Origin of the sequence: Pseudophaeobacter sp. TrK17 (genome assembly GCF_042192375.1) — a bacterium.
GTDB lineage: Bacteria > Pseudomonadota > Alphaproteobacteria > Rhodobacterales > Rhodobacteraceae > Pseudophaeobacter.
Genome location: NZ_CP071700.1, coordinates 3249645 through 3262443, shown reverse-complemented (window position 1 = coordinate 3262443; position 12799 = coordinate 3249645). Strand labels below are relative to the sequence as shown.

General features: G+C 58.9%; 9 protein-coding genes. 2 read left to right on the top strand and 7 right to left on the bottom strand.

The genetic code is table 11. The features are described from left to right. Positions 1 to 46: 46 nt before the first annotated feature. Positions 47 to 1057 (bottom strand): type I glyceraldehyde-3-phosphate dehydrogenase, encoded by a 1011-nt coding sequence (gene gap / locus JZI28_RS15380; protein ID WP_375698180.1) that lies wholly within the window; start codon positions 1055 to 1057, stop codon positions 47 to 49. A 1013-nt stretch (positions 1058 to 2070) separates the two neighbouring features. Between gap and JZI28_RS15375 the strand changes: the two genes are divergently transcribed. Together JZI28_RS15375 and JZI28_RS15370 are read left to right on the top strand one after the other, a co-directional pair. Further along, a complete protein-coding gene (locus JZI28_RS15375; protein WP_375698179.1) occupies positions 2071 to 3999 on the top strand; it encodes an Ig-like domain-containing protein in 1929 nt (642 codons plus the stop codon). Positions 4000 to 4407: 408 nt separating this feature from the next. Continuing rightward, complete coding sequence (locus tag JZI28_RS15370) at positions 4408 to 5412, top strand: LacI family DNA-binding transcriptional regulator (RefSeq protein ID WP_375698178.1); 1005 nt, start codon at positions 4408 to 4410, stop codon at positions 5410 to 5412. A gap of 89 nt (positions 5413 to 5501) precedes the next feature. Here the strand turns inward: JZI28_RS15370 and JZI28_RS15365 are convergent, their stop codons facing one another. The 6 genes from JZI28_RS15365 to JZI28_RS15340 all read right to left on the bottom strand — a co-directional run bounded on the left by JZI28_RS15365 (position 5502) and on the right by JZI28_RS15340 (position 12793). Continuing rightward, on the bottom strand, positions 5502 to 6647 hold the full coding sequence (locus tag JZI28_RS15365) for an iron-containing alcohol dehydrogenase (protein WP_375698177.1): 1146 nt from the start codon (positions 6645 to 6647) through the stop codon (positions 5502 to 5504). 94 nt (positions 6648 to 6741) lie between these two features. Further along, positions 6742 to 8124: an aldehyde dehydrogenase family protein gene (locus JZI28_RS15360; protein WP_348155047.1), complete on the bottom strand. Its 1383-nt coding sequence runs from the start codon at positions 8122 to 8124 to the stop codon at positions 6742 to 6744. A gap of 77 nt (positions 8125 to 8201) precedes the next feature. Next, positions 8202 to 9563 carry a glutamine synthetase family protein gene (locus JZI28_RS15355; protein WP_375698176.1) on the bottom strand — a complete coding sequence of 454 codons (1362 nt, stop codon included), beginning with the start codon at positions 9561 to 9563 and terminating at the stop codon, positions 8202 to 8204. 59 nt (positions 9564 to 9622) lie between these two features. After that, a complete protein-coding gene (locus JZI28_RS15350) occupies positions 9623 to 10657 on the bottom strand; it encodes a TRAP transporter substrate-binding protein (protein ID WP_054459960.1) in 1035 nt (344 codons plus the stop codon). A 79-nt stretch (positions 10658 to 10736) separates the two neighbouring features. Further along, the gene (locus JZI28_RS15345) at positions 10737 to 12239 is read right to left on the bottom strand and encodes a TRAP transporter large permease subunit (protein ID WP_375698175.1); all 1503 of its coding nucleotides are present in this window, start codon (positions 12237 to 12239) and stop codon (positions 10737 to 10739) included. After that, positions 12239 to 12793 (bottom strand): TRAP transporter small permease subunit, encoded by a 555-nt coding sequence (locus JZI28_RS15340; RefSeq protein ID WP_375700111.1) that lies wholly within the window; start codon positions 12791 to 12793, stop codon positions 12239 to 12241. Before JZI28_RS15340 ends, JZI28_RS15345 begins: the two co-directional genes overlap by 1 nt. Positions 12794 to 12799: the final 6 nt, after the last annotated feature.

Genomic DNA, 12799 nt, shown 5'->3' with positions numbered 1-12799 from the left:
GGAAAAGCCAGGCGCTGAGACGCCTGACTGGATCTCGGTCCGGGTGCTAGGTGGTCTTGATCAGGCTGCCCATATGCCGCGCGGTGTCCAGCATCCGATTGGAAAATCCCCATTCATTGTCATACCAGCTCACCACCCGAACCAGGCCCCCAGCCGTTACCGTGGTTTGAGCGGGAGCAAAGCAGGAGGAATGGGGGTCATGGTTGAAATCAACCGACACCATCGGGTCTTGCTCATAGGAGAGCACGCCTTTTAGTGGCCCTTCAGCTGCGGCCTGGACGGCGGCATTGATTGCTTCTGGCGTTGCGGGGCGCTCAGGCATGAAGCTCAGATCCACCATGGAGACATTTGGGGTGGGCACCCGGATGGCGGAGCCTTCGAGGCGGCCTTTGAGCTGCGGCAAAACCTCGGCAATGGCGCGCGCTGCCCCGGTGGAGGTGGGCACCATCGACAGGGCGGCCGCGCGCCCCCGATAGAGATCGCTATGGGGGCTGTCATGGGTGGGCTGGTCGCCGGTGTAAGCGTGAATAGTGGTCATGTACCCGGTCTGAATGCCAAAGCTCTGTTCCAGCACCTGGGCCAGTGGCGCCAGGCAATTGGTGGTGCAGGAGGCATTGGAGACAATCAGATCTTCCGCGGTAAGCGCGGTGTGGTTGACGCCGTAAACTACGGTCCGATCCATGTCCTTGCCCGGTGCCGACAGCAGCACCCGTTTGGAGCCATTGGCCAAATGGGCGGCAGCTGCGGTGCGGCTGGTGAAATGCCCGGTGCATTCCAGGGCAATGTCCACATCCGACCAGGGCAGATCTTTGGGGTCGCGCATTGCGGTCAGGCGAATGGTCTTTCCGGCCAGGACGATGTGGTCTGTGCCCGTTTCAACCGGTGTTTTCAGGCGTCCGTGCACCGAGTCATATTTCAGCAGATGCGCCAGTGTTTCTACCGAGGCCAGATCATTGATTGCCACCACTTCCATATCCCCGGTGCCATTTTCCAAAAGCGCGCGCATCACGCCACGGCCAATGCGGCCAAATCCATTGATTGCGATTTTGAGGGTCATATGGAGGCTCCGATTTGTGAACGAGAGGACGGGATGAGAAGTTTTACTGTTAGCGATAACGTTACTCGAATCGTTATCGCTAACGAAATCGAAAAGCAACCCTGTTGAAGATCAGGTGACTGTGATCTTCAGGTTTTGAACTGACCCCAAAATAGAAACCGGCCCTTCGCGCAGATCGCAGCGAATAAAGGGACCGCGCCCTGACTGACCGATGCTGAACTTTGCGCGTTGGCCTGGCTATTTGTCAGAGGTGTCGAAACAGACCAGTGGCCGGGCGATACATCATCAGCCTTATTGCATTTGGGCGCCGCGTTGTGCGCAAGACACACCTGAACCAAGGTGCAAGATCAGGCGAGACTCCACTTGTAGCGGGCAGAAGCAACCGATATGCGGCATACGTTTGAGAACCCGTGGTGCGGGCCGTACCACAAAGATGCTGACCGCGACCTGCGCGTGTGGACGATCCAGGGCTTCTGCCCGTCAGCGCAAACAACAGGCCAATTTGATCCTTGTCCCGACGGGCCATGGGTCGGGTTGTGCAGTTGTTTTTGTTCTTGCCGCCCCCCGATCACCGTCAGGGCCCAACTTCGACGGGTAGCATGCAGAATTCAATGAAATCACGACCGGTTCTCACGAGGCTTGAAGATTTCGCGAGGCTTTTCTCTAGCCTGCCGAAAAAGATCTTTTCCCACCTGCTTGGTAGAAATGGGCAGGCACACAAGTTCCTCTTTGCGATCCTGATTGTTGCACTTGCTTGCATGTCAAGTTCAAGGGCCATGGCCTTCGACAGTGGAGACGACCAGAATACCACAGGAGCGTTTGGTGACTGCCGAGTGCAAAAACGGGTGGTTTCCGGGTTCGGCGTTGCTGAAGTGATCGTGTTCGACAAGAGCAGCCTTGCTCGCCCTGCCGGAGGGCAGGTTTGGTCATTTGGCACGATGACAACTCTAAGCCCTTTGACGCGTAACGTTATTGCTGACTGCTTGGGTGTGAGCTTGTCAGATGTTCCGGTCTTGTCTCAGAATGGACCTGACGGGACGTATGGGACAGACGATTATATCGGTTTCAAATTTACTTTACTCACGGCTGCTGGCGGGCTGACAGCTGGCGAACACGAGTACAAGGTCGGCACTGGGTCACTCGCCCCCCCCAGCAACACCGCACCAACCGCAGATGCGGGGCCCAACGCCACCGTTGCCTCCGCCGCCACGGTTGGCCTCGACGGCAGTGGTTCGGATGCCAACGACGCAGGCCAAAGCCTGACCTACGCCTGGACCCAGGTCGCAGGCCCCACCGTAGCGCTGGATGATGCCACCCTCGCCGCGCCCGGCTTCACCGCGCCGACACTCGCCATCGGCGATGCCGATGCCACGCTGACGTTCGAGCTGGTGGTGAACGACGGGGTTGATCCTTCGCCCGCCGACAGCGTCACCATCACCGTCACAGCCCCGCTGGATACAGACTCTCCGACCATTTCTGTCGGCGCGTTGAATGGACCGACCAGTGGGACGTTTACATCGGCGATTACCCTGTCCGAGGACAGCACGGACTTCGACGCCAGCGATCTGACCCTGGTCAATGCAACAGCAGTTCTCACTGGCGCGGGACGCAACTATACCGCCACCTTGACCCCGGACGCTGATGGCACAGTCTCGCTTTCTGTCGCGGCAAACACCTTCACTGACGCTGCGGGCAACGGCAACGAAGCCTCGAACACGGTCAGCGCTGTGTTTGACGGCACCGCTCCAACTGTCAGTATTTCCGGAGTGCCCGCGAGCCTTGCGGTCGGCGGGTCGTTCGCCGTCACCGTCACCTTTTCGGAAAACGTGACAGGCTTTGTGGCGAATGACATCAGCGTTACCAATGCCACGGTAACCAATCTGAGTGGTAGCGACGCCGCCTATGTGGCCATGCTGCGCGCGTCTGGCACCGGGGATGTCCAGGTTTCCATCCCTGTCGGTGTCGCCATTGATGCTGCCGGGAACGGCAATCTGGCATCCAACCAGGTCACTATCGCCGACGTCACTGTCGAACAGACACAGGAGCTCATTGCATCCTACATGCAGAGCCGGGCCAATCAGTTGATCCGCAACCAGCCCGGTCTGACACCGTTCCTGTCGGGAGGTCCTCAGGGCAGCTACAACGTGGTCGCTACGCGAGGGAACGGCAGTTTCGATTTTGCGACTGGCATGACCTATCCGGCCTGGGTGCAGGCAAACGGGGCGTGGACAACCGACGGAGACAGCAGAAGTGAATATATGTTCGCCGCTCTGGGCAGCCACCGAGCGATAAACGAAAACCTGCTGATCGGCGTGATGCTTCAGTTCGATCACCTGAGTGAAGACACCGGTGTGGCCTCGGTCAATGGTACAGGCTGGATGGCAGGGCCCTACTTCGTGGCCCGCAGTGCCATTCAGCCGCTCTATTTCGAGGGCCGCCTGCTGTATGGCGAGACCAGCAACAGGATTTCTCCCTTCGGAACCTATGAGGATAGTTTCAACACGACGCGCATGCTGGCACAGCTGAGGGTCGTCGGAGAGCTGTCCTCCGGCACAACCACCCTGAAGCCGTTCCTGGACGCCTCCTACACCACCGATGACCAGCACAGCTATGTGGACAGTCTGGGCAATGCCATTCCCGAACAGGGGATTGCACTGGGCCAGATCGAAGCCGGTATGGATTTCAGCACCATGATGCCAGTACGCACAGGTGAACTGGAACTCTGGGGTGGTGTTTCGGGTATCTGGTCGCATACCAACGGCAGCGGCTTTGCCTCCAGCGTCACCCCTGACTACGAGGGGGGACGGGCTCGGGTCGATCTGGGTATCAACTACCAGTTACCCGCAGACCAGCGTTTTACCGCGGCGATCTACTACGACGGCATCGGCGCAAGCGGTTTCGAAAGCTACGGGCTAGATCTGGGCTATGAGATGCAGTTCTGACTTGCCCCCTCAAGGCGCCTTGCGAAGGTATCGAAGATGGGCGGCAGACTGATGACCAAGGCCAGGGTGTGGGTCGGCCTGCCTGTCGACCCAACATTCGGGCTCGGCGTTCAGGGCCCAGAACTCACCCGTTTTGGTCGGCTCGCGTTCGCCGAAACGTGCGGTTGGTGACGCCGTAGCGCATTGACGTCTATTCCACGTTCCGCCCCCTGGCGCGGCCTGCGTCGAGGGGGCGGTCCCGGTCTGATGTGTCAGGGTTGGAGTAGAAATGCCTGGCGCAGGTTTCCTGATGCGATGCCGTATGCCCGCCGGGTCGAGCCAAAAATGCACTGCGTTCGGAAAATCCTCAGTCTAGCAGTTTTGTTCAGCAGCCCTTGCGGTGGAGCGCGAAGTGCAAGACCATGCGCCATGACCAAAAAAATGCTCCTGAAGGATGTTGCCCGGCTTGCCGGTGTCAGCGAAATGACCGCCAGTCGCGCGCTGCGTGGCGCCCGGGATGTTTCCAAATCAACCCGCGCCAAGGTCGAGGAGATAGCCCGCGCCCATGGCTATGTGCCCAATCGCATTGCCGGCTCTCTGTCGTCGCAATCGGTGAACCTGGTGGCTGTGGTGGTCCCCTCGCTCAACAGTTTTGTCTTTCCCGAAGTGCTGTCCGGGATTTCTTCGGTGTTGAAACAAAGCCCGCTAAAGCCCGTTGTTGGTATTTCCGGCTATGAATTGAATGAGGAAGAGGAGGTCATCCGCGAGATGCTGAGCTGGCGACCCTCTGGCCTGATTGTGGCCGGGTTGGAGCACAACGATGCCACCCGGCGGATGCTCTTGCAGGCGGATTGTCCGGTGGTTGAGGTGATGGATGTTGATGGCACGCCGCTGCGCCACTGCGTTGGTATTTCGCATTTGCAGGCGGGACGGGATATGGCGGCGCAAATCCTGGCGCGGGGCTATCGGCGCATTGGTTTTATCGGCACCAAGATGCCTCAGGATTTTCGCGCCCGCAAACGCTTTGATGGCTTTGCCGAGGGGCTCGCTGCGCAGGGGGTAACACTGGTGGATCTGGAGCACTACGCCGGCGACAGCTCGATAGAAACCGGGCGTGCGCTGACCGCCAATATGCTGGCGCGCCAGCCGGATCTGGACTGCATTTACTATTCCAGCGATGTGATGAGCGTCGGCGGCTATATGCACTGCCTTGCCACTGGGCTGTCGGTGCCAGGGGATGTGGCCTTGGCGGGGTTCAATAATCTACAGATTCTATCGGGACTGCCGCTGCAATTGGCGACCACCGATGCCTGCCGCCGCGACATTGGCGAGCGGGCCGCAGAAATTCTGCTGCAGGCGCGCGACAGCGCAGAAGAACTGGTGCCCATATGCGAAGCGCTGAGCCCGCGTATCAGTCTGGGCCAGTCCTTGTAGGCGCAGTGTTCAGATCCGCGCTGTCCGTTTCTCAACAAAAACTCCCCGGCCATGGACCGGGGAGCAGGAACCGTGAAGGATCGTTTGGTTTACAGTGCGGCTTTGAACAGCTGCGTCAGGTTTTCTTCTGTCAGCTCAATGGGGTTGCCGCCGCAAGAGGGGTCAATGAGTGCGCCTTTGACCAGATCGGGGATCGAGGCCTCGGTAACGCCGAGATCCGACAGGCCGCGCGGAATGTCCATGCTGTCGTTCAGCTCCTGCACGTAAGCGCGGAAGCCGTCAAAGCCGCCCTCAATCCCCAGATATGCGGCCGCCATATTGAAACGGTCGGCAATTTCAGGGGCGTTGAACTCAAGCACTGCCGGCATACAGACGGCATTGGTGGTGCCGTGATGGGTGTTGAAATGGGCTCCGATCGGGTGGCTCATGGCGTGGATAGCGCCGAGACCTTTCTGGAAACCAGTGGCCCCCATGGCGGCGGCTGACATCATCTGTGCGCGGGCCTCGATGTCGCTGCCATCGGCATAGGCCCGGGGCAGGTAGTCTTTGACCAGACGCATGCCTTCCAGTGCAATGCCCTGCGACATTGGGTGGTAATGCGGTGAGGAAAAGGCCTCAACACAATGGGCAAAAGCGTCCAGACCGGTGCCGGCCGTGATGAACTTTGGCATCCCAACGGTGAGTTCCGGGTCACAGATCACCACGGTGGGCAGCACTTTGGGGTGAAAGATGATCTTTTTCACATGGCTGACAGAATCGGTAATCACCGAGGCGCGCCCGACTTCGGACCCGGTGCCTGCGGTGGTGGGCACTGCAACGATCGGGGCAATGGCATCTGCATCGGCGCGGGTCCACCAATCGCCAATGTCTTCAAAATCCCATATTGGCCGGGTCTGACCCGCCATAAAGGCGACCATTTTGCCCAGATCCAGACCCGAGCCGCCGCCAAAGGCGATGACGCCATCATGGCCACCTGCGTTATAGGCCGCGACACCGGCCTCCAGGTTCTTCTCATTTGGGTTGGGGTCGACTTCAAAAAAGATCCCCCGACCCAGGCCTGCGGCCTCCATGATGTCGAGGGTGCTTTTGGTGACGGGCAAATCCGCCAGCCCCTTGTCGGTGACCAGCAGTGGCTTTTTGATCCCGGCAGAGGCACAGGCCTCACCCAGTTCTTTAATCCGGCCAGCGCCGAATTTGATTGCGGTCGGATAGGACCAGTTTCCAACGAGGTTCATATGCGTTTTCCTGTGATGGAGCGGGAGAGGGGGCGCTGCCCCCGCTTGCCTTGCGGCAAGCTCCCCCGAGATATTTGTAGTAAGATGAAAGCTGCTAGGCGGTGCGTTTCTTCAGGTGATAGCTTTTGGGGCGGGTGAGGTTCTGATAGCCGATGACGGACAAACCTCCCCCGCGGCCAGTGTTCTTGCAACCAGTCCAGCACAGGCTGGGATCGAGGTAATCCGCACGGTTCAGGAACACGGTGCCGGTTTCGATCTCATCACCGATGCGGGCAGCGCGGTCCAGATCTTGGGTCCACAGCGAGGCTGTGAGGCCAAATTCGCTGTCGTTCATCAGCGCGATAGCCTCGGCGTCGGAAGACACTTTCATGATGCCAACCACCGGGCCAAAGCTTTCATCCCGCATCACCCGCATCTCATGGGTGACATTTGTCAGGATTTGCGGCGTCAGATAGGCACCACCATCGTCTTCGGCCATGGTGGGGATATGCGCCACGGCGCCCGCGGCGATGGCCTCGTCAATCTGGGCGCGCACTTCAGCGGCAAAACGCACATTGGCCATTGGGCCCATGGTCGTTGTCTCCTGCAGTGGATTGCCCAGTTTGTAGCCTTTGACGATCTCGACCGCCTTGGCGACAAAATCATCATAAAGGCTTTCGTGCACATAGATGCGTTCAATCCCGCAGCAGCACTGACCGGCGTTGAACATGGCGCCATCAATCAATGTGTCGACGGCTGCATCCAGATCGGCGTCTTCCATCACATAACCAGGATCTTTGCCGCCCAGCTCGGTGCCGACGCCGGTAAATGTGCCCGCCGCGGCGCGTTCCATTGCCTGGCCGCCGCCAACTGACCCGGTGAAATTGACAAAGTCAAAGGCGCGGTCCGCTATCAGGGCCGAAGTGGTGTCATGGTCCAGGAATACGTTCTGGAACACCTCGGCAGGGACCCCAGCAGCCTGGAAGGCCGCTGCCATGCGTTCCCCGACCAGAAGCGTCTGGGTAGCATGTTTCAGCACCACGGTATTGCCGGCAATCAGGGCAGGTGCCAGCGTGTTGATCGCCGTCATATAGGGATAGTTCCAGGGGGCCACGATGAAGACAACCCCATGTGGAACACGCTTGATGTAGCGTTTAAAGTCAGCATCATCGCCTACTTCGATATCTGCCAGCGCAGTTTCGGCAATCTCTGCCATGTAGGAACTGCGCTCGTTAAAGCCGCCAAACTCGCCACCATAGCGCACCGGGCGCCCCATCATATGGGCCAGCTCGGGCACGATTTCATCGTTCATCGCGCCAACAGCGGCTACGCCTGCCATGACCAGCTTGATGCGTTCCTGCACTGGGCGTGCAGCCCAGGCCTTTTGCGCCGCGCGCGCCGCAGTGGCGACAGCAAATCCCTCTTCGCGGGACAGGGTCTGGCGCTCTGCATAAACCGATCCGTCAATCGGAGAGATACATTTCAGGGTCTGGCCCATATTCATCCTCATCTCGTTTGAAAGGGGAGCCCCCCCTTCATCTTGCTAAAAATACCTTCGCCGAAGGCCGCGCGTCGTTAGACGCGCTCAAACCCACGGGCGATTTCATAGTCGGTGACCACGCGGTCAAAATCTTCGATCTCAACTTCGGCGGCGCGGGTGTAGTGGTCCACCACATCATCGCCCATGGCAGCGCGCAGCATGGCAGAGTCTTTGAGGCTGAGACGGGCGTCGCGCAGGGTTTCCGGGATCATTCCGCTGTCGCCCTGATAAACATCGCCCGTTGCGGGCGCCTGCAGCTGCAGCCCTTCCTCGATACCCGCAATACCGGCAGCCAACATGGCTGCCATCGCCAGGTAGGGGTTCATATCCGACCCCGGAATGCGGCATTCGACGCGGATTGATTTGCTGCCAACACCGCAAAGACGATAGCCAGCGGTGCGGTTGTCCACCGACCAGATGATGCGGGTGGGAGCAAAGGTACCCTTCATGAAGCGCTTGTAGCTGTTGATATAGGGCGCCATGAAATAGGTGTAGTCGGGCGCATATTTCAACAGGCCTGCCATGTAGCTCTTCATCAGCGCCGACATGCCCAGTTCATCTTGCGCGTCATAAAAGGCGGGTTTGCCGTCTTTCCACAGGGACTGGTGCACATGGCTGGAGGAGCCTACCTTGTCGCGGTGCCATTTGGGCAGGAAGGTCACGGCATGGCCCTGCTGCCAGGCGATCTCTTTGGTGGCATGTTTGGCGATGGTGTGGAAATCGGCGGTATCCTGGGCCTTGCCGTATTTGATGTTCAGCTCTTCCTGGCCGGTTTCGGCCTCGCCCTTGGTGCATTCCACCGGGATGCCGGCATTCCACAGATGATTGCGCAGGGGGCGCATCACGTGCTCTTCCTTGGTGGTCTGCAGGATGTGGTAGTCCTCGTTGTAGCCTGAAATAGGCTGCAGATCGCGGAAGTCCGATTTGCGGATCTCGTCAAAGCTTTTCTCGAACAGGAAGAATTCCAGCTCGGTCGCGGTCATGGCATCAAAGCCAAGCGCGTCAAGGCGGCGGATCTGTTTCTTCAAAATGGCGCGGGGACTGTGGGGGATCTCTTGGTGGTTGTGGTGATCCAGCACATCACAGAGCACCATCACCGTGCCCTCGAGCCAGGGCAGGGGGCGCAGGGTGGCAAGATCGGGTTTCATCACATAGTCGCCATAGCCGGATTCCCAGCTGGTCGAGGCGAAGCCATCGGGCGTTGCCATTTCCAGGTCGGTGGCCAGCAGATAGTTGCAGCAATGGGTCTCTTCCCAGGCGCCAGCAACAAAATGCCCGGCGTGAAAACGCTTGCCCATCAGGCGGCCCTGCATATCCACAAGGCAAACCAGCACGGTATCCACCTCGCCAGCGGCGACTTGGGCTTTCAGATCGTCAAATGTCAGAACACCAGTCATAGGGCACTTTCCTGTCTAGATAGGGTGTCCCGGCACCAGCGGCGCCGGGACAGATGGGTTTAGCCGTAGCGGTAGGGGCGACCGGCCTTTTGCATGTCAGCATTATACTTCTTGAAGATCTCGACAACCTTGGCCTTGGTGGGGCTTTCGGCGGCGATTTCATCCCAGAACTGAACCGCAGCACCTTCGACTGTGGCCCATTCTTCGTCGGGAATGGTGGTGAGCTCCATCTTGGGGCCATTGACCCGCAGGGAGGCTTCGCCCCCCCAATACCACCACTGACGATAGTAGTGGGACTGGTCACAGCAGACGCGGAACAGGGTCTGCAGATCTTCGGGCAGCTCGTTCCAACGGCCCTGGTTGGCAAAGAAGGACCCAGCCCAAGCACCAGAGATGTTGTTGGTCAGGAAGTAGTTGGTCACATCTGCCCAGCCAACGGTGTAGTCTTCGGTGATGCCGGACCAGGCAACGCCGTCCAGCTCGCCTGTTTGCAGGGCGACCTCGATGTCTTCCCAAGGCAGGGTCACCGGCACAACGCCAAACTGGCTGAGGAAGCGACCGGCAGTTGGGAAGGTGAAGATGCGCTTGCCCTTCAGATCTGCAAGGCTGCGGATTGGGTCTTTGGTGGCAAAGTGGCAGGGATCCCAGGCGCCGGCAGAGATGTGTTTCACACCAACCTTGGAATATTCCTCGTCCCAGATCTCGTTCAGGCCGTACTGGTTGAACAGCACCGGAACGTCGAGCGAATAGCGCGAGCCAAAGGGGAAGTAGCCGCCAAAAACGGTGACCTCGGTGGGCGAGGCCATCGAGTCATCATCCGACTGCACAGCGTCAATGGTGCCGCGCTGCATGGCGCGGAACAGCTCACCTGTGGGGACCAGCTGATCGGCGTAGAATAGCTCGATCTGCATGCGGTCGCCCGCGATCTGGTTGAACATGTCGATGGCGGGTTTCACCACGTGCTCGGCCAGGGCGGTGCCGGCATAGGTCTGCATCCGCCATTTGATGGTGGATTGTGCCAGGGCGGGTGTCGCCAGCGGGGCGGCCATTGCCCCCACACCTGCGGTTTGCAGAAACTTACGTCTTGTTGTCATTACTCTCACTCCTTGTTGAATCTCGGTTGTGAAATCAGGCCCCCGCACGGGGCTCTTTTTGGTTTATTCGGGGGTTCCATCACCTGCCGTAGACCAGGTCTGGCAGCCACAGGGCGATCTGTGGGAAGGCCATGATCAGGGCCAGTGCCACCACCATGACGGCGGCAAAGGGGATGATGGAGATATAGATGTCTTTCAGGCCGATTTCTGGCGGTGCCATGGCACGCATCAGGAACAGGTTGTAGCCAAAGGGCGGCGTCATATAGGCGATCTGGGTGGTGATGGTATACAGCACCCCATACCAGATCAAATCAAATCCAAGGGCGCCCACCAGCGGCACATAAAGCGGCGCCACAATCACCAGCATGGCGGTGTCGTCCAGGAAGGTGCCCATCACGATAAAGCTCAGCTGCATCAGGATCAGGATCATCCAGGGGCTGAGCCCCAGCTGCGCGGTGAACAGATCCTCGATGGCCTTGACGGCGCCCAGCCCGTCAAAGATGGCACCAAAGCCCAGGGCCGCCAGGATGATCCACATGAACATGCAGGAAATCCCCAGGGTCGACCGCACAGTGGTTTCAAACACTGCCTTGTTCATCCGACCTTTGAGGATGGCGGCGATAAAGGCGGTCATGGCGCCAATGGCAGAGCTTTCCACCAGTGAGGTCCAGCCATTTACAAAGGGCACCATCATGGTGGCAAAGATCGCCAGGGGCAGCACGCCGGAAAACAGCAGCCGATGTTTTTCCTTGAGGAACACATCCCGGTAGAACAGCGGCATGGCGCGGGTGGCAAAACCTAGAACAGCCGCCCCCAGGGCAACTCCAATGGCAGATTTCGGCGCGATCACGTCGAGTTTGACCAAGAGCGGCACCAGCACGATCCCGGCCAGCACGATGAAGTTCAGCCGCAGCGGGTGGGTGCTGATCTCATCATATTCGGCCAGTTCTTCGTGGCTCATGGCGGGGCCAAGGTCAGGCTGCATCTTGGCGCGGATATAGATGTAGATGATGAACATGGTGGCCATCAGCAGACCGGGGACGACACCAGCCAGCCAGAGCTGTCCCACGGGCTGACGCGCGATCATCGCATAGAGCACCAGAACCACCGAAGGCGGCACCAGAATGCCCAGAGAAGACCCGGCCTGGATGGTGCCCGTGACCAGGATCTTGTCATAGCCCCGGCGCAGCAATTCGGGCAGGGCGATGGTGGCGCCAATGGCCATGCCTGCCACCGACAGGCCATTCATCGCGGAAACCAGCACCATCAGCCCGATGGTGCCAATGGCCAGACCGCCCTGTACCGGACCCATCCAGACATGGAACATCCGGTAAAGATCATCGGCAATTTTGGATTCAGACAGAACATAGCCCATGAAGATGAACATCGGCAGGGTCAGCAGCGGATACCACTTCATTAGCTTCATCGAGGCGGCAAAGGGGATCTCGACCCCGCCGGTGCCCCAAAGCAGCATCCCCGCCACAGCGCCAACAAATCCGATGGCGCCAAACACCCGCTGGCCAGTCATCAGCATCAGCATCATGCCGGCAAACATGACAACGGCGATCAATTCATAAGGCATCAGATTTCAACTCCGCGAAGACGTCCGATATCGCGGAACAATTCGGCAAGGCATTGCAACAGCATCAGAAAGACACCGAAGCAGAGGATAGATTTCACCGGCCACAGATAGGGGCGCCAGGCGGTGGAACTGCGCTCGATATAGCCGATCTTGCCCCAGGCGGCGCTTGGGCCCTCGGTAAAGAAGGTCACGATGATGTCGCCAAAGAAAGAGAACGGCTCGAGCCCGAAATAGCCCAGGCTATAGGCCATCGAGCTGACCGCGCCATAAAGCAGGATGCCCAGGTACGTCATCAGGAACAAGACGGTAAAGGCATCGACAAGGGCCTTGGTCCGGGTGGTCCAGCCACCATAGAACAGATCCATCCGCACGTTTGATCCCATCTGCATCGAATAGGGCCCGCCTAGAATGTAGTAGGCCACCATGATGAACTGAGCCATCTCCAGCGTCCAAAGCGAGGGGTTGAAAAAGGTCTTGGAGACCGAGGACCACAAAAGAACCGCGATAAGGGCAAAGATCAGATACATGGCAAAACGACCAATCACCCTGTTCATCGCCTC